This window comes from Ktedonobacter racemifer DSM 44963, assembly GCF_000178855.1.
GTDB lineage: Bacteria > Chloroflexota > Ktedonobacteria > Ktedonobacterales > Ktedonobacteraceae > Ktedonobacter > Ktedonobacter racemifer.
Genome location: NZ_ADVG01000001.1, coordinates 2,101,530 through 2,123,322 on the forward strand (window position 1 = coordinate 2,101,530; position 21,793 = coordinate 2,123,322).

Annotated in this window: 16 protein-coding genes; 4 read left to right on the plus strand and 12 right to left on the minus strand. The window is 54.6% G+C overall.

The window, feature by feature from the left end:
- Window positions 1-162: 162 nt before the first annotated feature.
- Both KRAC_RS09170 and KRAC_RS61165 read right to left on the minus strand, forming a co-directional pair.
- A complete protein-coding gene (locus KRAC_RS09170) occupies window positions 163-1,425 on the minus strand; it encodes a DUF1501 domain-containing protein (RefSeq protein WP_007906310.1) in 1,263 nt (420 codons plus the stop codon).
- A 106-nt stretch (window positions 1,426-1,531) separates the two neighbouring features.
- Window positions 1,532-3,106, minus strand: coding sequence for a DUF1800 domain-containing protein (locus tag KRAC_RS61165; protein WP_007906311.1), 1,575 nt, complete (start codon window positions 3,104-3,106; stop codon window positions 1,532-1,534).
- A 470-nt stretch (window positions 3,107-3,576) separates the two neighbouring features.
- On the opposite strand from KRAC_RS61165, the gene KRAC_RS09180 reads away from it, so the two are divergent.
- Window positions 3,577-5,331 (plus strand): MptA/MptB family glycosyltransferase, encoded by a 1,755-nt coding sequence (locus KRAC_RS09180; RefSeq protein ID WP_007906320.1) that lies wholly within the window; start codon window positions 3,577-3,579, stop codon window positions 5,329-5,331.
- 6 nt (window positions 5,332-5,337) lie between these two features.
- Here the strand turns inward: KRAC_RS09180 and KRAC_RS09185 are convergent, their stop codons facing one another.
- From KRAC_RS09185 to KRAC_RS09225, 9 genes are all read right to left on the minus strand, one after another.
- Entirely contained in the window at window positions 5,338-6,138 is an 801-nt protein-coding gene (locus KRAC_RS09185) for a hypothetical protein (protein ID WP_169460874.1), read from the minus strand.
- Between the two features lie 244 nt (window positions 6,139-6,382).
- Window positions 6,383-6,916 carry an RNA polymerase sigma factor gene (locus KRAC_RS09190; protein ID WP_007906323.1) on the minus strand — a complete coding sequence of 178 codons (534 nt, stop codon included), beginning with the start codon at window positions 6,914-6,916 and terminating at the stop codon, window positions 6,383-6,385.
- A 335-nt stretch (window positions 6,917-7,251) separates the two neighbouring features.
- Window positions 7,252-7,659: a response regulator gene (locus KRAC_RS09195; protein ID WP_007906327.1), complete on the minus strand. Its 408-nt coding sequence runs from the start codon at window positions 7,657-7,659 to the stop codon at window positions 7,252-7,254.
- Between the two features lie 59 nt (window positions 7,660-7,718).
- Window positions 7,719-8,531, minus strand: coding sequence for an alpha/beta fold hydrolase (locus KRAC_RS09200; RefSeq protein ID WP_007906328.1), 813 nt, complete (start codon window positions 8,529-8,531; stop codon window positions 7,719-7,721).
- A 6-nt stretch (window positions 8,532-8,537) separates the two neighbouring features.
- On the minus strand, window positions 8,538-9,416 hold the full coding sequence (lipA, locus tag KRAC_RS09205; protein ID WP_007906329.1) for a lipoyl synthase: 879 nt from the start codon (window positions 9,414-9,416) through the stop codon (window positions 8,538-8,540).
- A gap of 207 nt (window positions 9,417-9,623) precedes the next feature.
- Window positions 9,624-11,003 carry a dihydrolipoamide acetyltransferase family protein gene (locus KRAC_RS09210; protein WP_007906330.1) on the minus strand — a complete coding sequence of 460 codons (1,380 nt, stop codon included), beginning with the start codon at window positions 11,001-11,003 and terminating at the stop codon, window positions 9,624-9,626.
- Window positions 11,004-11,085: 82 nt separating this feature from the next.
- Entirely contained in the window at window positions 11,086-12,075 is a 990-nt protein-coding gene (locus KRAC_RS09215) for an alpha-ketoacid dehydrogenase subunit beta (protein WP_007906331.1), read from the minus strand.
- The gene (locus tag KRAC_RS09220; RefSeq protein ID WP_007906332.1) at window positions 12,072-13,169 is read right to left on the minus strand and encodes a thiamine pyrophosphate-dependent dehydrogenase E1 component subunit alpha; all 1,098 of its coding nucleotides are present in this window, start codon (window positions 13,167-13,169) and stop codon (window positions 12,072-12,074) included. Before KRAC_RS09220 ends, KRAC_RS09215 begins: the two co-directional genes overlap by 4 nt.
- 263 nt (window positions 13,170-13,432) lie before the next feature.
- Window positions 13,433-15,337: a PrsW family glutamic-type intramembrane protease gene (locus tag KRAC_RS09225; RefSeq protein WP_007906333.1), complete on the minus strand. Its 1,905-nt coding sequence runs from the start codon at window positions 15,335-15,337 to the stop codon at window positions 13,433-13,435.
- A 275-nt stretch (window positions 15,338-15,612) separates the two neighbouring features.
- On the opposite strand from KRAC_RS09225, the gene KRAC_RS09230 reads away from it, so the two are divergent.
- Window positions 15,613-17,214: a tRNA nucleotidyltransferase/poly(A) polymerase-related protein gene (locus tag KRAC_RS09230; protein ID WP_040442188.1), complete on the plus strand. Its 1,602-nt coding sequence runs from the start codon at window positions 15,613-15,615 to the stop codon at window positions 17,212-17,214.
- 71 nt (window positions 17,215-17,285) lie between these two features.
- On the opposite strand, the gene KRAC_RS09235 is transcribed toward KRAC_RS09230, so the two are convergent.
- On the minus strand, window positions 17,286-18,512 hold the full coding sequence (locus KRAC_RS09235; protein WP_007906335.1) for a mannosyltransferase family protein: 1,227 nt from the start codon (window positions 18,510-18,512) through the stop codon (window positions 17,286-17,288).
- A 418-nt stretch (window positions 18,513-18,930) separates the two neighbouring features.
- Between KRAC_RS09235 and KRAC_RS09240 the strand changes: the two genes are divergently transcribed.
- Both KRAC_RS09240 and recN read left to right on the plus strand, forming a co-directional pair.
- On the plus strand, window positions 18,931-19,830 hold the full coding sequence (locus tag KRAC_RS09240) for an NAD(+)/NADH kinase (protein ID WP_040442189.1): 900 nt from the start codon (window positions 18,931-18,933) through the stop codon (window positions 19,828-19,830).
- The gene (gene recN / locus KRAC_RS09245; RefSeq protein WP_007906337.1) at window positions 19,820-21,781 is read left to right on the plus strand and encodes a DNA repair protein RecN; all 1,962 of its coding nucleotides are present in this window, start codon (window positions 19,820-19,822) and stop codon (window positions 21,779-21,781) included. The genes KRAC_RS09240 and recN overlap by 11 nt, the downstream gene beginning before the upstream one ends.
- The last annotated feature ends 12 nt before the right edge of the window (window positions 21,782-21,793 follow it).

Below are 21,793 nucleotides of genomic sequence, written 5' to 3' on the forward strand. Positions count from 1 at the left end.
GAAAGAGCATCCTAAACGCCCTGGCGAAAACTAATTTCGATATCTTGCGGAGAGCTGTAGTGAGAGCCAATTCTGGAGGGCAGGAAGGAGTATCCCCTGCTTAAAAATCTTCAGAATCTTCGCGCCGCAGGCGCGAGGCAGGCAGATAGGTGCCAGAGGAGATTAGAGAGAGGGTAAGAAGCTCTGGTTGCCAAAGGCGCCGCCCAGGACATCTTTGGACGAGGCCCCCAGCCAGCGATCCAGGACGGTCGCGTACACGGAACGAAAATCCACGGTATACTTTAGGTTGCCAGCATCATCCAGGCTGGTCAGGCTGGGTGGCTCGCCATAGATGCCCCTGTTCACCGCGTTCCCTAGAATAAAGAGGGGGGCCGCGGTGCCATGATCGGTGCCCTGGCTGCCATTCTCTTCGACGCGGCGTCCAAACTCTGACCAGGTCATCACGACGACGTCATCCGCCCGGCCATGCGCCTGCAAGTCGCTATAAAATGCGGAGAGTCCCTCTGCCAGCGTTTTCATCAGTTGAGCATGAGTTGTTTGCTGATTGGCATGCGTGTCAAAGCCGCCAAGCGTAACATAGCCCACACGCAGGCCCAGGTTCTGCACAATCGCTTCAGCCAGGACCTGCAAGCCCGCACTGAAAGGCCCCTGAGGATAGCTCGCCAGCGCGTGATACTGAGTGGCTGCCTCATGTATCTGTTTGCTTCCCTCCTGGGCATTCAGAGCGGTCGCCTCCAGAAGCGCGGCATAGGGAGAAGACTTGGGATAGGTGGAGTAGAGCTTCATCAAGGTTTGCAGCCGACTACTACCGCCATCGCTATCCACTGGATCGGGGGCAACGCGATAGTTATTAATCGTGTTAAAGGTAGGAACCTGGGCGTTGATTGACTGGAGCGCCTGAACGGTCTGGGTCCCCACGTTCAGCGCCTGAAAGGGGTGCCCATCCTTATCGACCCAGCCACGCACAAGCTTGCCTAACCAGCCGTCACGACCATTACCATTCAGGTCAAGGGTCTGCCATATATCCATAGCCTGGAAATGCGAGAGGCTGGAATTAGGATAGCCTACCCCCTCAATGACCGCCATATGCCCACTATCCCAGAGCTTTTTCAAGGGCGCTAATTCAGGGTGCAGCCCCAGGCGCCCATCCAGGTTCAAGACTTGCTCGCCAGGAATGGCCAGCGTAGGCCGAAGCTGATGATAGGCACCATCAGTATAGGGGATAACCGTATTTAAGCCATCATTGCCGCCCGCCATCTGCACGACAATCAATGTTTTTGCGCCTGCTTGTTGTGAGAAGCGCGCTCCCTGGAGCGCGAGTTCCTTGGCGGAGGCGACGCCTCGGCTAAAAATGCCTGGCATGACCATGCCAGCAGAGACGACCAGCAGGCCATCTCGCACCATTGCACGCCGCGATAACTTCATGCTACCCTCCTGGCTTTCTTTAGTGATTTGCTTCCTAAGTAAGGAGGGGGAATTTTGTGGGGACACCCCACACCCCGGCAGGAGGGAAACCCTCCTGTACCTCCCTTTAGTTCAATTGATACTCTGGCAAGGTCATGAGCAGGTAGAGCGTTCCCCGGATGCGGTTGAGCGGGTAGCTCGTCCCGTTTCCCAGCGTCACACGCGCACCAGGACTTGTATCCCTGACAGCCAAATAGTCTACCAGGACAGCTTTCCGCTCTTCTGGCAGGTTGCCATCGAGGAGAAAGTTGGCAAAGTATGTCACAAACTGCTCTGGGGAGCTTAGCTTCTGGCTATCCACGATATGCTGGAAGTCCAGGGGTTGCTGGCCCGGCGTGGTCCCTTTCTTCCCCACTTTCTGTCCCAACAAGAGGCCATTAATATAGTTCAGGCGGGTCATCCAGGTTCCACTATTGAGCCAGGCCGTACTCACCTTGTCACCAGGCCAGCCCGCGACGTTGGGAGGATTGAAGATCTCCTGCCCCATATTGAGCGTGACCACAGGCAGCGTTTTCCCCGTTCCTTGCATTTCCAGCGCCCGATAGGCCCCAATAGTAAACTCAGCAGGTGACTTCAGGCGACTGCGATACGCCTGGGAAGAGGAGAACTGAGGTAAGTGCAAGAGTGCCTTCATCACAGCTCCCATATTATGTTTGCTCTGGTTATAGGCGTCGACCAGGGGTTGCAAATCGTCCTTGCTAGGATTTTCATAGACGAAGAAGGTAAAGAGCTTGCGGCAGATGAACCAGGGCAATGCCGGGTGATTCGCCAGAATGTCCACAATATCTTTATAGTCCAGCTTGCCGGTATGCCCCAGAAACGTCGTTTGCAGGTTGGTATGCGCGCCAGGGACATACCTTGACTTGAGAGGATCTTGTTTGCTCAGGCGCCAGCCCGTCAGGGCCGCGGCACCATTGAAGACATCCTGCTGCGAATAGTTGCCCAGGCCCAGGGTGAAGAGCTCCATCAGTTCGCGAGCATAGTTCTCATTGGGATGCTGGCTGGTACTTTTATTAAGGTCCAGGTAAACCTGCATCGCCGGGTCAGCCGTGATGCCCAGCAGGATGTTATCATAGGTATCAAAGGCATGCTCACGCAGAAACTTATTCTGCACGATCATGCGCTCATACCCATTTTTACCACCCACCTTACGATAACTACTGACCAGGACCCCATGCCAGAAAAGCGTCATTTTCTCCAGTAGTGGACGCTGCGTCCATGCCATACGCATCAGCCACCACTGCTGCATCTCAGCCGGTTTGCTCATGTCCAGTTTAAGCTGCGAGAGGCGCTGCTCAGTCGCCTCCTCTGAGACCTGCTGGTAGTTAAGCAGGCGGTCAATTGCGCCTTCAAAACCGAGTCCAGCATAGCTCTGAATTTCACTGGCACTGGCTCCAAAGCCAGCTTTGCGCAGGAGATGCCCAATCTTGATGTCTCCACTAATGGCTCCCTGCTGCCCATGACTCTCCTGCCACCAGCGCTCTAACGCCACACCACCCGCGCCGACTGCTCCAATTCCTACTAAACTCGCGGCCCCCAGTCCTAGAGCCTTGCGCCGCGACATGTCTCGAGTGTTGGAAGGCGATGCCCCCTGGCTCTCGCTTCGCCTATCCGGCTGCGTTGGCTGTTCATACAAGTCCATGATAGGAAAAACCTCCTAAGCCTGCTCCTCCTGGGAGCTCGCTGCCTTTCTACTTCCCTGAAAATGAGTCTGCGAGTAGCTCTTTTCTCTCTCCTGTCTCAGGTTTTGTCACTGTGATAAGAGCCTATTCGTTGTATCGTTTGTCGACCTGATTCTACCAGAGAGAATTCAAGAAAAGCTCAAGAGGCCTTATAGCTTTTCGCAAGATCATGCCTAGTGCTCTGTCAATTTTCATTTGAAAGATATTCATGCCGCCTGCGGCGGCAGGGGTGAGAGACGCAGAGGGGCTGACACCCCTCTGCACTCCCCACTTTCCTATTCAGCGGCAGGGGTGAGAGACGCAGAGGGGCTGACGCCCTTCTGCACTCCCCACTTTCCTATTCAATTGAGCTTGAACACACCACCTACCAGCAATGATTTGCACGCAGCGTTAACTAGGGTGATTGCGCTTTTTTATAAAACGGAGTGACATGTTGAAAACGGATCGTCAAGTAGTGCAGCACACTGTAGTTGAAACGCCGCCTGCTAGCCCCATCTCACCTGAACAAACACCCTTGCACACCTCGCGCTCTATGCCCTTGCGCGCACATGCCTTACTACCTGCAATGTTGGCGTGTTTTATCTTGCTCAGCGGCGCGTTCTCGCTTCAAGGCTTGATGTTTTTCTCCTCTCTCCTGGGCGATCTCTTTCCCTGGACCATTCAGCTCTCGCACCTGCTCTTTCCGGGGCAAGCACTCAACCCTCGCCTGTTTCATCACAATCTCCCTACCCCCAGCGTGCTCACAAGCTGGACACACACCTCGCTTGTCGCTGCGCTCTTTCTCCTGATCGGAGGACTCTACCTGCTTGCCCTGCGCATCCTTCCACAAAGGACGCGTTTGCGGGTTGTGTTTGTCGGGGCTCTCCTCCTGGGTCTGATCTGGGCCTTTATGCCCATTGTGACCTCGGCCGACCTCTTCTCTTACATTGCCTATGCGCGCATGGGCGTTATCTATCATCTCAATCCGCTGATACAGACGCCGCACGCGATCTGGCATGATCCTGTATACATCAATATCTACTGGACCGATCAGCCCTCGGTGTATGGTCCGGTCTACACAGGTCTGACCTATGCGCTCCAATGGCTCTGTGGAATGCTCTTTGGGACGCAAAATGTGGCGGTTATGGTGCTAGCGCTGCGTCTACTCGATCTCGCCACACACCTGGGCTCCACCTGGCTCATCTGGTCCATCGGAGGCTACTTGCAAGGAAGCAAGCAATCGCCACGGCAAAGAATGCTGGCGACGCTGGCCTTTGCCTGGAATCCGCTCCTGCTCTTTGAGGCCTGCGTCAATGCCCACAACGATACCTTGGTACTTTTCTTTATTTTGCTGGCACTCTGGTTTCTCGTGCGTACAGGCCAGCCAACATGGCGCACCCATCTCCTGGTCGCGCTCAACCTCTCCCTGGCCACCTGTATTAAGGTAAATGTGGGCATCTTGCTGCCCGGCTATCTATGCTACCTCCTGGCCTGCACACCGAAGGGAACCCTCTGGCAGCGCCTACGCCAGCCCCTCCTCGTGCTCCTGGGCATAGCCCTCTCAATGGTGCTGCTCTACGCCCCCTTCTGGGATAATGGCCAGATCCTCGCCCTGCTCAAAGTCAATCCCGGGACCTACCGCGCCATCAATACCGTACCCGAACTCCTGACACACATCATTAATAGTCTCTTTCTCCCCTCCGCGCCAGAAAATAGCTCATTGACCGAGTTTATCATGCGCGATCTCAGCCTGCTGCTCTTCTTCTTGGGCTTTGCCCTCATCTGCTGGCAAGGGCTACGTCCAGCGACCGCACCCAGAACGCCGCTAGCCCTCATACGTTGGATGGCTCTTGCCTGGCTGCTCTACATGGGACTGGGATCGCCCTGGTACTGGCCCTGGTACGCGATTACCTTCTTCGGCCTCTTCGCGCTGGTCGAGAGCGCGACAAGCGCCAAAGAGTGGCAGGAACTCGCCACGCGCATCCCATTCTTGCCTGCGATTAATATCCCGGTGGCGGTCCATATCCTGGGGATTACGATGGCCAGCACCTATTGCTTCTTTGCCTGGCCTGCAGTGACGACCTTTCTGCCCTTCCTGCCAGGCTTCCGCGTCGCCTTCCTGCGCTCCATCTGGACCTGGATCGTGCCTATCCTTCTGGGCCGCATCGCCTGGGTCAGGAGACAATATTTGATCCGGATGCGTTAAAGAAGATCAGGTGATGTGGTTGCCTGAGACAATTGAATAACCAGGAGCGCTCACAATATATTCCCAGTGGGGACGCTTTGTGGGACAAGTCGGTTCATATAACACGGTTGTCGAAAGAGGCATCCAGTGATCGCCACCACTATCAAAGTAACTCTCACAGTTAATGGTTTGCATATAGAGCAGATGAGCCTTTGCGCCTGCTGGTATGCTGATCATTACCTGTTTCTGTTGCTGTTGGAGAGAAAGCGCACGGTCCTGGGGGACCTGCGGATTGACCTGCATATGGACTATAGGCCAGTGCCCTTTGAGTGGGTCGGGGAGATGAAGAGAAGATAGACCCATAGTCAACGTGACCTCCCTGCTCCTGGTCAGGGGAACATATTGATGAATCGTGATTGTCTGACCAGGCTTGACCTCAGTGACAAACGCCGGGTTGGTGCAGCCAACCTCCAGCCTTGGGAAGGTAAAGGATGGATTGCTTCCCGCTGTTACCTGAACCATCAATGCGGAGGAAAAGCACAAATCGGCTGTACGATTGATGCCTTCAAGAGCGACGGTCTGATGTGTATGGTTCGTCAGCGAGACATCGACAGGAAGCAACTCGCTGAGGAAGTACGGCCCACTGATCAGCACATGCATTGATGCCTGCAAACCGCTGGCTTGCGTCTGGGCGGCAGGGCCTGATCCAGAGACGATTCGGGAGGCAGAAGTGCCCTTTGAGAACGGATAGGCCCCGAAGAGTGCCCAGGATCCAAGGATAAGTCCAACCACTACCACCGCAACTAGGAGATTGGAGGCAAATCGCATAGATTTTCTCACGTGTTTTGTTGGCATATGAACCACGAACGGACTCTGTGGCGTGAATGTACTTACATCAGACAGAGTGGAAGCAGAGGTTGCCTGTGCAAGGCGTTCTCGCACTCGTGCAAGGATTTGTATCTGTTCTCCAGCTGTGATCGGAACACGCCTTTGCGAAGAAGATCGGAAAGCCGTCAGAAGTTGGTGATACTCTTCTGCTCTCTCTTCAGGTACCAAATCATCATTCATGATTCTATCTCCTTTCGTTCTGTTCATATAACGCTTTCAAATGGCGCAATGTTCGCGAAAGCATTTTCCGCACAGTTCCTTCAGATTTCCCCAATAGGACTGCAATTTGGGTCAGATGCATTTCTTGAACATAACGCAGTCGAATCAATTCTCGTTGAACTGGGGTAAGTTGCTCAATGGTCTGCAAGAGCCAGGCCCATTTCTCCTGCTCTTCAGCCTGTTGTTCAGGTGTCAAGTCCTGGTCTTCAATTTCCGGCGCTTGACCTAACGGCTGAATGGTGAAAAGGCCCCTATGTCGATAGTGATCGATGACCTTGTTTCGAGCTACACGTCGCAACCAGGCCAGTTGGCGTCTGGCTGGGAATCTAGCAAGAGACGTATTCTGGAGCGCAGCCAGAAAGACCTCCAGTAAGAGATCCTCGGCGTCCTGCCGGTGAGAAACCTGCTGACATAAATAGGCTAGTAGCGTTTCCGCAAAACGCTCATAAAGCATGTCCTTTTCCACGTTTTGCAGTTCATCTGTATCAAGTGGTCGCATACGCTCTCCTCGGAGATTGTAGGGTCAAGAACAGGAAGACCCATCGTAGCATAAGTCGGATGAAGAGGAAAAACGCGGCAGGAAAAGCCTAGTAAATGAAATAACTTCTTCCTCAATAAGGAAGTTCACATGAGGCTGATAGAGTGGAAAATTGTGGCCCTGGTAGCTGCCCTGTCACTCACCGTCAGCAACTACCAGGAAGTTTATCATCAGATAGGGGATCCTCAGACTCAATCTTTGTAAAGACGATGCAAAGCGGCGCTCCATTACAAAAAAAAGGATATGAGCCATTCCCGACAACTGACTCATATCTTGAAAAGCGAATGCGACTGCTCTCATGCTGTGAGCAGTCGCACAGCGTCCAGGAGATCACGGACATGAAAGGGTTTGATGATGACACGTTCAACGCCCAGGCTGGAAGCTTCGGGACTCTGCCTGGCTGCGGTAATCACAATGACGCCTGGGAGTGGTTGAGGGCTCTCCCACTGTTGGCGTAAGCAGGCAAGGAAAGTTTGCCCATCCATCCCCGGCATCGCGAGATCCAGCAAAATGACCGCGGGATAGCGCCCCTCACGCGAGATGCACTGTATCCAGTTGAGCGCCTCCTGGCCCTCGGCAGCCTCGGCTGGTTCGTAGCCATCCATTTCCAGCGCCCAGGAGACCATATCTCGAATAGCAGGGTTATCATCGACCACCAGAACCAGCGGCTGACATCCCTGTTCATGCTGTTGTGGCTGCATCATAGCTTGCCCCTACCTACGAGACTGCTAAGCACGCCTGCTTGCTTTTCAAGACAAACGCGCTACTCCGTTGTGGAAAACGTTGTGAGCAGGAAATGTCGAAGCTCCTGCAAGAAGGTCTCAGGCTGTTCGAGGTTAGAGAGATGACCCGCATCTTCAATCACAACCAGGCGCGCGTCTGGAATACGCGCCGCATACTCGCGAGCGACCTCTGGCGGGGTGAGGCGGTCCTGTGCCCCCACCAGGACCAGGGTTGGGCAATGGATCGCACCAAGCAAGACGGTCGCGTCTTCACGCTTCGCCATGCCACGTGAGATCGCGGCGATACCTACGGGGGTCGCGGCCAGAATCATCTGGCGTACACGCGCCTCCACTTCGGGAGCGTGTTGCCGTGTCATAGCTGCCAACAGATTGGGAAGCTGGAGATCGGCAATCGCCTCCGTCCCCTCGGTCAGAGCCAACTGCGCCATACGTTCGCGGTTGGCTCTTCCCTCCTCAGTATCAGTCCCAGGACGCGTGTCGGCCAGAATCAGGCCCTTGATCCGCTGAGGATACTTGCGTAAGAATGCGAATGCCACATAGCCGCCAAGCGAGAGACCACACAGAATTGCGTCCTGCATCCCCAGTGCGTCCATCAAACCAGCGACATCATCGGCGAGGTCTTCCATCGTCACGGCCTCGCTCCCCTGGCTCTCGCTCTCGCCCAGGCCACGCCAATCCAGCGCTACAAGGCGAAAGCGTTGCTCACCTAGCAGGGCCAGCATCTGCCCCTCCCACATCCGCCGATTGAGGGGAAAAGCATGCAGGAAGATGATGGGATAACCGATGCCATGGTCATCATAGGCAATCTCGGCATTGCGTATCCTTACTTTCATCCAGGCTTACTCCTCTTTTGTCGCGCCCTCCGCCTGCTCATGGGCATGGTACGAGCTACGCACAAAGGGACCAGACTCCACATGTCTGAAGCCCATCTTCTTCCCTTCAGCCTTGAGCGCTGCAAACTCCTCAAGCGGGACATAGCGCTGGATCGGCAGATGCTGGAACGATGGGCGTAGATACTGACCAATGGTCAGGATATCGACGTCGTGCTCGCGCATATCGCGCATCACCTGCAAAATCTCGTCTGTGGTCTCGCCCAGCCCAAGCATAAAGCCAGACTTGGTAGGAGCCGCAGGGTTCATCTCTTTAGCCCATTTCAGCACCTGTAGAGAGCGCTCGTACACGGCCTGCGGGCGTACACGCTTGTATAACCGTGGAATAGTTTCTACATTATGGTTAAACACATCTGGCTTCGCATCTATAACCACCTTTAGTGCATCATATATTCCCTTAAAGTCGGGTGTCAAGACCTCTACTTTACACTCGGGATTCAGGCGACGAATCCAGCGGATCGTGGACGCGAAGACTCCCGCCCCCCCGTCTTTCAGCTCATCGCGGTTCACCGATGTGACGACGGCATGCCGCAGCCCCATGTGCTGCGCAGCCTCAGCGACACGTTTAGGCTCTTCCCAGTCCATCCCCATCGGACGGCCTGTCTCGACGGCACAGAAACCACAGCTCCGGGTACAGACCCGACCGAGAATCATAAACGTGGCGGTCTTATGCCCCCAACATTCACCGATATTGGGGCAGCGCGCCTCCTCGCAGACTGTGTGCAGCGACTGCCCGCGCATCAAGTCCTTCAACTCATCGTAATTTTTGCCACTGGGGGGACGCACCCGCAACCACTCGGGACGTCGCTGAGGGATTATTGTTGTCATGCCTAGTTATTCCTTATTTTTCGGGTTCTGGATAGGTGATGTAATGCAGTAATCCGCCACTTGTGTGCGCGGCTACTGCACTACATCACCTGGCCGGGCGAGCGCCACAGGCGCGAGGGGTCCAGCCCAGAACGTGTGTGTACATGGCGTTAGCTAACAAAACACATACTAATACTAGCACACCCTGCACAGTGTACGTCAATTATTCTAGTAGACGTCTATCTCGCGGCCATAGCTCTCAAGACGCGTCTTGACTGTCTTCAGGAAACCACCAGACTCCAGGCCATCGAGCAGGCGATGATCAAAGGAGAGGCAGAGATACATCATGTAGCGAATGGCGATGGCGTCATCTTCCGTCACCACCGGGCGCTTCACCACGGCATTCATGGCCAGAATGCCCGCGTGCGGCTGGTTAATGATCGGAATAGAGATTACCGTGCCAAAGACGCCCGTATTGTTGACGACAAAGGTACTTCCCTGCATATCCTGCAACGTCAGCTTGTTATTGCGCGCGCGCTGGGCCAGGGCATTTACCTGCTTCGCCAGGCCTGCCAGCGTGTACTGGTCCGCATCATAAATGGTGGGGACGACCAGGCCGGTCTCGGTTCCTACCGCCACGCCCATGTTGATGCGCCTCTTGATGAGAATCTTGTTGTCCTCGGACCAGGAGGAGTTCATGACCGGGTACTTCCGGATGCCCTCGCAGACTGCCTTGATCACGAAGGGAACATAGCTCATGGCATAGCCCTCGCGGCGCTTGAAGTCCTCTTTGTTCTTCTCCAGCCACTTCGCGATCCCGGTCATATCAACCTCGACCATAGCAGTGGCATGGGGCGAGGTACGCTTGCTCCGCACCATGTGCTCAGCGGTTGCCAGGCGAATGCGGCTGGGCGTAATTACCTGTACATCGTCACCTGCTGGGATTTCGATTAGTGCTGAGGTGACAGCGGTAGAGACAGGCTGAGGCTCGGGAGTCCTGGTGACAGCCACGGCCTGCTGAGCGACAGCACTTGTAGCTGTTGCAACGGGCTGAGCAGTCGAGCGCTGTTCCAGGTAAGCCAGGATATCCTCTTTGCGCACGCGTCCATTGATACCCGTACCTTGAATCGCATTTAGATCGAGGTCATGCTCACGTGCCAGGCGACGTGCCAGGGGCGAAATGCGCTGGCGCTCTTCCTCGCCATTCCTCTCGGTAACGGGGGCCGAGGCCACGGCCTGTGTGCCAGCGGTGCGCGCCTCGCGCTGCTCCATAATTGGAGTTTCCAGTTGTTCGCGCTTCTGTACAGGGGCGGCATCGGGGCCTGGAGCGGCAGAGGGAGCCTGGGGAGACGTCTCTGCGGGTATATCTGCGCTCTCTTCAATCAAGACAATATCTGTTCCAACGGGCACCGTCTCATCGACCTGCACCAGGAGTTTGACGATCTTGCCCGCGACGGGTGAAGGCAGCTCCGCATTGATCTTATCGGTAACCACCTCGGCGATAGACTCGTCGCGCTCAACATAGTCGCCGATATTTTTGAGCCAGGCTCCAATCGTCCCCTCGGCCACTGATTCGCCCAGGCGAGGCATCTTAACTGGCGTTGCCATAGTCTTGTACTCCTTATATATCTCCTACTCAGATCTCGACCATCCAGGCCCAGGGGTCTAAGTAGCAGCATGTCATCGTCAATTAGTATGCGGCCAGCTTGCGTGCTGCCGCGAGAATCTTCTCGGCATTGGGTAGATACGCGCTCTCCAGCGGGGGAGCATAGGGGAAAGGCACATCAGGAGCCGCTACCCGCGTAATCGGACCATCGAGATACTCAAACAACTCTTCCGCCAGCATAGCCGCCAGCTCAGCCCCAATACCACCCGAGAGCATATCCTCATGCACAATCAGCACCTTATTGGTACGCTTCACCGAAGCCTTGATGGTCTCGCGGTCCAGGGGGACCAGGCTACGCAGATCCACCACTTCCACCTCAAGATCATCTTCCTGCTCCAATACCTGGGCCGCCTGTAAGCATTGGTGTACCATGGCACCGTACGTCAGGATGGTCATATCCGCACCCTGGCGACGCACAATGGCCTCTCCAAGCGGCACGATGTAATCCTCTTCCGGCACCTCGTCGCGCAAATCGGGTAGGCGATAGAGAAGCTTATGTTCCAGGTAGAGCACGGGATTATTGTCACGAATGGCCGCCTTGAGCAGGCCCTTCGCATCATAGGTTGTTGAGGGATAGACCACCTTGATGCCCGGCGTATGAAAGAACCAGGCCTCGGGGGTCGAGGAATGAAATGGGCCGCCCCTGGTGCCACCACCAGCCGGGCCGCGAATGACCATCGGCGTCGGAACGCCCGTACGCCAGTACATCTTGCTCGCCATATTGACGATCTGGTCAAAACCACAGGTAATAAAGTCAATGAACTGCATCTCGGCTATGGGACGCATACCCATCAGTGACGCTCCCACAGCCGATCCAATAATAGCAGACTCCGCCATAGGCGTGTCGATCACCCGCTCCGCGCCAAACTCTTCTTGCAAGCCCGCACTGACCTTGAAGGCGCCACCGTAGGTACCCACGTCCTCGCCTAGCAAGAAAACGGCCTCGTCACGCCGCATTTCTTCGCGCATCGCCTCGCCAATGGCTTCCAGATAGGTTATTTTCTTCGCGCTCATCGTCGACCAATGGCCTCCTCTTCCTGGCTTATCGTAGTAAAGGACTCACCTGTGCGCCGATCCAGGGCGTTGATATAACGAGGATTGTCCGCCCCTGGCTCACCCACAATCGCAATAGGGCCGTCGGGCGCAAACACATAGTCCGTGACCGTCGCTACGTCTGGCTCGGGACTCTGCTCCGCATAGCGAACCGCATCATCACATATCTCGCGGATGCGGGCCTCCATCTGGGCTTTCTTCCTGGCCGTCAAGAGTCTTTCTTGCTCCAGATAGGCCTCAAAGCGGGTGATAGGGTCTTTTTTGAGCCACTCCTCGCGCAACTCTTTCGGCACATAATCGGCTTTATCCGCCTCGGAATGCCCGCGCACGCGGAAGGTCTTGCATTCTACAATGGCAGGGCCATTACCCGCGCGAGCATGCTCGCCCGCACGCGAGACGGCTTCGATGACTGCCAGGACATCATTTCCATCCACGGTCTCGCCCGGAATATTATACGCTTTGGCGCGCTCGGAGAGCTGCTGCACATTAAATTGCTTGTAACCAGGGGTCGAGTAGGCATAACCATTATTCTCAATGACCAGCACCAGGGGTAACTTCTGCACCGAGGCCATGTTGAGCGCTTCGTGAAATGGCCCTGTATTGGTCGCGCCATCTCCACATGAGGCCAGGACGATGCTCTCACGCTTACGCATCTTCATCGTCAACGCCACGCCACACGCCACGGGAAGCGACTCGCCAAGCATACTGATCATCGGCACGATGCCATGATGCATATCCCCAATATGTAGCTGCCCATCGCGTCCCAGCGATGGAGAGTTGCCACGCGCTAACCACTGGCACATAACCGCGCGTGGAGAGGTACCGCGAACCAGATGCATCCCCAGATCTCGGTGCTGCGGAACAATGCAGTCGCCATCGCGCAGCGTCATCGCTGCCCCGACAGTTGTCGCCTCATGCCCCTGCGCGGTGTAGACACCACCCACAACGCGCCCCTGCAAGAACAGAGTGCGGGTGCGCTCTTCCATCGCGCGCGTCAGGCGCATGAGATAAAAGATCTGAAGCAGGTCAACATTAGCCTGCTGCATTTCATGCATGTTTTAACTCCTCTAGTTTGGCTGACAGCCTGAAACTATCAGGTTCACTTTATTTTCGCGTGCCGACTTGATAAAGTCAAGGGATCATTTATATGGTACCCCAAACCCTGCTCTATTGGCGAAGGCAGAGGAGTTTTCGCGCCTGCGGCGCTCAGAGTAAAGGGTGTGTGCGTGAAAAATGGCTTTGCCATTTTTCACGCACACACCCTTTACTCTAGTGGCTTGCTGCGCGAGTTGAGGTGGATTGTATTTCTTGTGGATGCCTATGTGCCAGTCTGCTCCAGTTCCTGGCGCAGGCGACGTATACGCTGACGATAGACATCTTCGGGCTGTATATCCCCTGGCTTGGGTTCATCTCCCATGCTCACATGCCACTTACGAAAGGCCAGGCCGATCTCCGTCTGGTAGAGCGCTCTTACACGCAGCCACTGCTTCAATCCACGTTTTCTTAAGACTTTGCGCTCCGCCTTCGCCCGCTGAAACGAACTCTGAAGCAGCGCATACTCATCTACACGTATGACACCACTACTAACCTCGGACGCCAGGAATTCACGCACAACGGTTGCTTCATGTGCCAATGATTTTACCAGGATATAGAGCAGGACCAGTTGCGTCACAAAGGGAGGGATATAGTTGCCCAGGATGGCGACCCACCAGACCGTTAAAGCGATCGCGTTATTGGGCAAGTTGGTTACCAGCGCGCCCGCATAGAAAATCACGAAGTCATAGGCGCTATGCAACAATACCGCGAGCAGGAAGCCCCCGGCTGGCACCAGCCACTGCTGCCAGCGCACGCGCGTATGCCGCACATAGCCTAGCGCGACACCTATGCACACCGTAAAGGTTGGATGCGTCAGCCAGCCCAGGACAATACGCGCCACGATCAGATAGGGCAGCGATCCCTTGGAGACATTAGTGGCAAAGTAGAGAAAGTTTTCGGTCAGGGCGAAGCCCGCCCCGATCAAGGCTCCATAGACAAAGCCATCGGTCACGTTATCAAACTCGTCCCGCAGCATATAGAAGAGCAGGACCAGGCCCAGACCTTTTAAGGCCTCCTCGGTAATACCGGGATTGAGCCCCTGTAAAAGCGAGCGTAGCAGCGTGCTCGTTTGCGGCCCCAGGCTACTAATCCAGGCATCCACCAGGCCTTCGCTCAGTTGTGCCAGGGGAATGGCAATAATCCCTCCCCAGAGAAAGGCCGCCAGGCGTAAGAACCAGGGTTCGCGCTCATAGCGATCAATCACATTGACCAACCAGATCACGATACCCGCAGGAATTAAGGGAATAAACAGCGTTAGTAGGAGGCTGGAGACGCCATGCTGAAGCACGGTCACGCCAAAGAAGGTATTAAAAAGCAGGATAATTACCGCGCCAATGGCGAGTAGAGAGATACCCAGTGTTCCCAGGAGCCAGCGCAGTTTGTTGCCGCGCCGACCGCCAAAGGCAAACTGCATCGTCACACCACCAAGCAGAGACTCCTGCTCCTCCCATTCAGTCGTCAGGTTCTCCTCCGCCTCCAAGGGCGCACTCCCCACTGGAGATGCTGGCATGCCCATACTCTGTGCTCCGCTACCAGGCAGCTTTGTTGGCGAAGGTGCGAGCATGTACGGGGTCGACTCAGGTGCCGCTATCAATGGCATGGGAGCAGAGAGTATGTCATTGAACATAGCATCTGGAAGCGGCGTCACGGCGCTCTCGCCCGTCAACTTCAGTTGGCGCTCCTTCTGCTGTGAAGCCAGGAGATCTTGATGTAGCGATGAGAGTTGCGTTGTGGAGGTCTCATCAGCGAGGTCAGAAACTTTTTGCGGAGCAATTAATTGCAGCGTCGTATGCCCCAGGATAAGCATATCCTGCGACTGCAAGGATAGACTCCCTCCAGCTGGCACTGCTCGCCCGTTGACGCATACTGTGTTACGCATCGTCAGGTTAAAAATACGCCAGCCCTGTTCAGTCACTACTAACCGAGCATGCTCCCTCGAGACAGTCGGATCCATCAATAAAATATCATTGCTCAGCGCTCGCCCAATGGAGGTCTCTCGATTCGTCAATACATAGACGAATCGCTCACCTGCCAGCCATTCAGTCGGCGTCAGCTCAGCATCTTCAAATGCCGCATTGGCGGGCAATTGCACACGCACAACACGCAGCACGCCATAGGTCTCTTTCATGCTACGTTTCTGGTCCCCAGCACTATGCCATATATCCTTAAAATTTTCGCACCTGAGTGGTTCTATTGAACTCTATTATATCAGCTTTCAATGGTACAGTAACTGTATCACGTCTTCAACCAGGGCATATCCAGCTCTCATCTCGGAGTAATGGGTGTGTCTGGAAAACGGCAGAGCCGTTTTCCAGACACACCCATTACTCTTGAGCGCCGCAGGCGCGAAAGCGTATGTCAGGAGCAGACCACTGCAAAGACATGAAGAAAAGAGCATGCCTCTTGACAACGATACTGGATCGTTCGACAATGAGCACGCAGAGAGAACTGCTACGAAAAGATGAAAGCAGAAGAGAGTCGAATTTGGACGCGCAGGCACAAATATATCTACAACGCACAACAACTTTTTTTCTGGAGCGGAATATTCCTGCTTATCTCGTGGGAGGGTCCGTTCGTGATCTCCTCCTCGCTCAACCGTGTCATGATTGGGATATCGCGCTCCCAGGCGATACAGTCACCATTGCGCGTCAGCTAGCAAATACGCTGGGTGGGGCCTTCGCCCACATGAACGATAAGGCATGCCGGATTACGATCCCTTCGCCCACCGGGCCAGACATCGTTTTTGACCTCTCGCCTTGGCGCGGAGAGACGATTGAAGAGGATCTGCACGCCCGCGACTTTACTATCAACGCCATGGCGCTCGCCCTCCCCGGGCTGCTCGCCTCGCTTGAGTCTGGGACACAACTAGAGTTGGTCGACCCGCTCTATGGGCATACCGATCTCCAAAACAGGACGCTACGTGTGGCGAGTGAGCAGAGCTTCCGCCAGGACCCCTTACGCATGCTACGCGCGATGCGTTTCCTCGTTCACTATCAACTGCGTCTTGATCCCTATACCGCGACCCTGCTCAAGCGAGATGCCTCGCTCCTGCCCCAGGTTGCGAGAGCGCGCGTTCACGAAGAACTCTACGCCCTTTTACGCTTTCCCAACACGACCGATCACCTGCGTTTACTGGATCGGTATGGACTCTTCACCATGCTCTTTCCTGAGTTTATCCAGGCGCGTGGCATGCCCCAGCCATCCCTCCACCACTGGGATGTGTTTGAGCATTCTCTGGAGACGCCACGCTACCTACAACTGCTTGATGAGCTCTTACATGCCAACCCGACAGAACTACGCGCCTCACCCCTCACCTTTGATGGGCATGATGACCTGGTTGAGCTACAAGTCCTGCTCCAGGAGGCAGAGCAACAGGGCGTCTTCCAACTGGCAAGCCTTTCGCAGCCTGTCACCAGGCTCGCCGCGTTACTTCATGACGTGGGAAAAACTGTCACCTATACCGTTGATGAACACGGCAATATCCACTTCTATCATCATCCCCAGGCGGGTGTGCCACTAACACAGAATATCATGCAGCGCCTGGATGGGAGTACCGCTGACCGTCGCCTGGTTCAGCTTGTCGCCGCTCACCATATGCGTCCGGGGCAACTCAGCCATAGCGACGTAACGCCTCGCGCCATCCGCCGCTACTTTGTAGATCTGGGACCAATCGGCATCCAGGTTGCACTCGTCGCCCTGGCAGACCACCTGGCAATGCGTGGGCCTCTTCCGCTTACCGAGGCCTGGCGCCAGCACCTGGCGGCTGTGCGCTTGCTCTGCGAACGTTATATCCGTCAACGCGAGAGTATTCTTCCTCCACGCATGCTACAAGCCGATGAACTGATGCGCCGCCTGGATCTGAAACCAGGCCCCATCATCGGCAAACTCCTTGAGGCCCTGGCCGAGGCCCAGGCCGACGGCATCGTTCGTTCCAGGCAGGATGCACTCTGGTTCACCAACGAGAAATTGCAGGAACTCCAAGATTCCGATCACAGTATCTCTTAATAAAACAGGAGCAACCAGCATACTCATACATGCCAGTTACTCCTGTTCTCATATGGCTTGCTTCTAAGAATTTAGAGGACCCAGTGTCCAGTCAAAAACTGAGTCAGCAAGAAAAAGAGGATACCCACTGAACTCATTAGGTACAAGTAATGCACATACTTATTTCGCCCCAGGGTTGCCAGGAGCAGAAAAGCAGGAAAGAGCTCTAGCATAAACCGGGACATTGATTCAAGGGCAAAACGCTTGTCAGAGTTTGGCACCAGGTGAAAAAATAGCCAGAGCACCAGCGCATATAGAATGTAAGAAAGATAGGCGCGTGGGAAACGCCAGGGGCCAACGAGACACAACACTAACAGGCTCAAGATCAGCAGATCACAGCCCAGGTCTATCAGGTTGCGCAAAGATTGAAAACTCAAGAAACCACTACTGTGTTGAATCGCTTGAATTGAGTCAAAAACGCCCACCCAGGGAAACGTCAGCTGACGATTCCAATAAGCTTGAGCATGCGAAAAAGCCAGCGGATCGCCAAAGCGCGAGTAACAGTAAGCAGCGAAAAGCGCCGTTCCCAAGGGAATCAGTCCCATACTCAACACAGCAGGCTGAAATAGCCTTCTGAGTGCAAATTGATGCTGACGCGCATATTCGTAGACAAAAGGAACAAGTAGAAAGAGTCCAGCAGACCGCGTTAAGCTGGCAAGGAAACCGAAAAGGCCCGCCAGCAACCAGTGGCCCCGGCGCAGATTATAGAAGCAGAGCAGTGCCAAACAGAGAAAAAGCGCCTCATTATAGCCAGTCGCCAGGAAGAACGCCGTTGGGAACACCGCCAGGTACAATGTTACACGCTCAGCACGATCCTGATCAAAATCTTCTCTCGCTAACTGGTAAAGGACTACCAGCAGTACCAGAAAGGCGACATTAGAGACAAACATCGAAGCAATTAAAGGATTATGTATGATCGGTGAAATCGCCACCATAAGCATGGGCTGCAAAGGGAAAAAGGCAGTACGCCAGGATTCTGTATAGCCATTTTGCGCCAGGTAGATAAAGTGACCCACATCCCAGTGGCCCCATTCTCTCCAGAGCGTCGCCAGAGGCAGATTGGACCAGGCAAAATCATTGACCTGAAACAATATCGCCAGGCAGGAAATAATAAAAAAGGCCACATGTATTCCCAGGTAGAGAGGAAGAACAGCCAATGTAGCCTTACCCCACTTGCGCCACCCCTGTTCCTTGCTACTTGCCTCCTCCTTTTTTACGACCTCACGTTTCTCAGTAATTTCTTCACGCTCTGCCAGCATTTCTTTTCCTTCTCTCGAGTAGCATAGCTCTGCACCAGAATACGCAGTTTCGTCTGAATTCGCCCGTATAGAGGGGGTTAACCGAGTTCTTTAGATTATCGTATCGAAGCATTCAAGTCTGCTTATTTTTTCAATGGTAAAACGCCCGGCGAGAAGGCATTGTAACAGATCACATCCATTTAGCTATGCGCATACCTCAGCGTTTATCCTGTGGTAAAACCCATCCGTTCATTCGCTCATTGGAGAAGCTTTCTTCTGGCAAAGGGAGATAGAACATTTTTACCATCCATGTGCTTTTCCCCCCCTTCTCGCATTGACAAAACGCCCTTCATGACGTACCATTAGGTAGCACTACAGTGGCTTTTCATAGTCAGGGCGGCACCTTGTGTTCGCCCTCTCTTGCCGCTTGGAGATGGTTTTGAAGACTATTGCGATTTTATACCAGGGACGCAAGCAGGATACCAGAAGCTTTGCTTCCCAACTTGTACCGAACTTACGCCAGCAAGGTTATGAAGTCCGCTCCATCGATATTCGCACGGAGGGGGATGAGCAGCCCGACTCAAAACTGGAAGGGTGTGATCTCGCGCTCGTTTTAGGTGGCGATGGCACACTTGTCCATGCTGCCCGTATCTGTTCATTTGCCGATTTACCCATTGTTGGCATCAACTTCGGACGCGTTGGCTTTCTGAGTGAACTTGAACCCGACGAGCTTCCCACACATTTACACTATTATCTTGAGCGCGACTCATCAGTCTGGGTAGATGAACGCACAATGCTCCAGGCAATGCTCACGCAAGATGGACAAAGCGAGGAATTTCTCGCGCTAAACGATATCGTTATCGCTCGTGGGACCTGGCCACGCGTCGTTCGCGTCCAGGTCTGGGTCGACGATAACTACTATAACACCACAACCGCTGATGGGATGATTCTCTGCACAGCCACTGGCTCAACCGCCTATAATATGGCTGTTGGAGGTCCGCTCTTGCATCCACAGGTGCAGAGTACGGTGCTCACGCCAATCGCACCACACCTGAACTCGAATCGCTCGCTCATCTTACAACCAGAGGCCCACGTTAAACTACGCATCTCTACCGGGACTCAGGATGGTGTCTTCTCGGCTGATGGTCAACGCAACCGGGAGGTGAAGGATGGCGCGATTGTTACCGTCAAGAAGAGTCCACGCGTAACCAGGTTCCTGCGTCGGCGGCCACCAACCTCTTTCTATCAGATCATCAACGATAAGCTGAAAAATGATAGTACGCAAGAAATTGAGCATTCTGGCAAGGAAGAAGCTGTAGAACATCATCATGCTACTTGAGCTAAACATTAAAGATTTCGCGATTATCGACAGCTTACACTTACGCCTCAACCGCCAATTTAACGTTTTTACTGGCGAAACGGGCGCGGGTAAATCTATCATTATCGACGCCGTAAACGCCCTGCTGGGCGGCAAAATCGGTGCCGAGTTTGTGCGCGCGGGTTGCGACCGGGCGACGGTTGAGGGCATCTTCTCTATCGATGCACTTCCTCCCGTCGTGGTTGAGGGCATCGAGGTCCTTACGCCCGTGGGCGCGGATACACCCGCTAACTTGTTGGAGGCTATCGAGGAAGCTGAGAGTCGCCGTAAACAGCGCGCCGCCGATACCGAAAGCGCTGATGCCCAGGTCGCCCTGGCCTCTCTCTTACACGAGTTTGATATCGATCCTGAAGATGGGCAACTGATCCTCTCACGCGATATTTTCCGCTCAGGGCGCACCGTGGCCCGTATTAATGGCCGCGCGCTCTCACAGCATGTCCTGCAACAGGTTGCCAGCTGGCTGGTCGATATCCATGGGCAAAGCGAGCATATGACGCTGCTGCGCCCAGAGCAGCACATCAACTTCCTGGATCGCTACGCCGAATTGCTTCCCCTCCGCGATCAGCTCAACAGTAAGGTCGCGGAATGGCGCAACGCGCGCAAAACGCTGCAATCCCTACAGCAGAATGAGCGCGACCAGGAGCGCCGGGCCGAGTTCCTGCGTTTTGAGATCGAGGAGATCGACAAGGCAGAGCTACGCGTCGGCGAAATTGAGGAACTCGAAGAAGAACGTAAAGTCTTGAGCAATGCCGAGCGCCTGCGCGAGCTGTGCTCGCTCATCTACGAAGCATTGCAGGGTTCGGATCTGGGAGACAGTGGTTACAGCCCCGCTCTCGACCTCCTGCGTGGCGCGCAACGTGACCTGGGCGAGTTAAGCCGCCTGGATTCAAGCATGGATGAGCTGAATGAGTCCCTGGCCGAGGCCATTTATCAGCTCGAAGATGTCGCGACCTCGGTCAGTAGCTACCAGTCAGATATCGAGGATAACCCCTCACGCCTGATTGAGATTGAGGAGCGGCTCGATCTGATCGCCAAACTAAAGCGCAAATATGGCGCCAGTATCGAAGAAATTCTACAGCGCGCCTCCGACGACCGGGCGGAGCTGGATACCATCGTCAATCGCGACGAGATGATTCAGAAACTCCAGCAGCAAGATAGCGTCTTTCGCAAGGCGATTGGCGAAATTGCCGATACTCTCTCGCGTCGCAGGCAAGAGGCCGCTACTCACCTGGCAACCGCTATGGAAGAGCAATTAAACGACCTGAACATGCGTCGCGCACGCTTCCAGGTTGAGATTCTCCAGGTGCCCGATGAAAATGGCATTCCCTCAACAGTCAATGGGGAACCACTTCAACACTACGCCTGCGATAACACTGGCATTGACCACGTGCAGTTCTTGATCGCCCCCAACCCTGGTGAACCATTCAAACCTCTCACCAAAATTGCCTCGGGCGGTGAAACCTCACGCTTGATGCTCGCGCTCAAAACCATTCTTGCAGGCGCCGATGCGACTCCTACGCTTATTTTCGACGAGATCGACTCCGGTATCAGTGGACGTAGCGGCCAGGTCGTGGGCGAGAAGCTCTGGCAATTGACCCTCAATCACCAGGTTATCTGCATCACGCACCTGCCCCAGATTGCGGCCTTCGCCGATACCCACTATAACGTCAATAAACAAATTATCGACAATCGAACCATGACCATCGTCAATGAGCTACGCCCAGAACAACGTATACGCGAGATTTCGCATATTATGGGCGGCAATGTGACAGAGTTTTCGCTAAAAAGCGCGGAGGAGATGCTGGCACGCTCCGATCTCTGGAAAGAGAACTGGAAGCGCAACCTGCGTCAGAGCCGCCACAACCATAATCAGGCTAACCACACTAATCACTATAATCAACCCATCGTCTAGGATCTAGGAGTC

What these genes read in the sequence shown, in the direction of transcription:
- lipA (WP_007906329.1), bottom strand. Translation starts at nt 9,416, where the DNA reads ATGACAACAATAATCCCTCAGCGACGTCCCGAGTGGTTGCGGGTGCGT.
- KRAC_RS09170 (WP_007906310.1), bottom strand. Translation starts at nt 1,425, where the DNA reads ATGAAGTTATCGCGGCGTGCAATGGTGCGAGATGGCCTGCTGGTCGTC.
- KRAC_RS09195 (WP_007906327.1), bottom strand. Translation starts at nt 7,659, where the DNA reads ATGATGCAGCCACAACAGCATGAACAGGGATGTCAGCCGCTGGTTCTG.
- KRAC_RS09200 (WP_007906328.1), bottom strand. Translation starts at nt 8,531, where the DNA reads ATGAAAGTAAGGATACGCAATGCCGAGATTGCCTATGATGACCATGGC.
- KRAC_RS09225 (WP_007906333.1), bottom strand. Translation starts at nt 15,337, where the DNA reads ATGAAAGAGACCTATGGCGTGCTGCGTGTTGTGCGTGTGCAATTGCCC.
- KRAC_RS09190 (WP_007906323.1), bottom strand. Translation starts at nt 6,916, where the DNA reads ATGCGACCACTTGATACAGATGAACTGCAAAACGTGGAAAAGGACATG.
- KRAC_RS09180 (WP_007906320.1), top strand. Translation starts at nt 3,577, where the DNA reads ATGTTGAAAACGGATCGTCAAGTAGTGCAGCACACTGTAGTTGAAACG.
- KRAC_RS09215 (WP_007906331.1), bottom strand. Translation starts at nt 12,075, where the DNA reads ATGAGCGCGAAGAAAATAACCTATCTGGAAGCCATTGGCGAGGCGATG.
- KRAC_RS09185 (WP_169460874.1), bottom strand. Translation starts at nt 6,138, where the DNA reads ATGCGATTTGCCTCCAATCTCCTAGTTGCGGTGGTAGTGGTTGGACTT.
- KRAC_RS09235 (WP_007906335.1), bottom strand. Translation starts at nt 18,512, where the DNA reads ATGCTGGCAGAGCGTGAAGAAATTACTGAGAAACGTGAGGTCGTAAAA.
- recN (WP_007906337.1), top strand. Translation starts at nt 19,820, where the DNA reads ATGCTACTTGAGCTAAACATTAAAGATTTCGCGATTATCGACAGCTTA.
- KRAC_RS09220 (WP_007906332.1), bottom strand. Translation starts at nt 13,169, where the DNA reads ATGCATGAAATGCAGCAGGCTAATGTTGACCTGCTTCAGATCTTTTAT.
- KRAC_RS61165 (WP_007906311.1), bottom strand. Translation starts at nt 3,106, where the DNA reads ATGGACTTGTATGAACAGCCAACGCAGCCGGATAGGCGAAGCGAGAGC.
- KRAC_RS09210 (WP_007906330.1), bottom strand. Translation starts at nt 11,003, where the DNA reads ATGGCAACGCCAGTTAAGATGCCTCGCCTGGGCGAATCAGTGGCCGAG.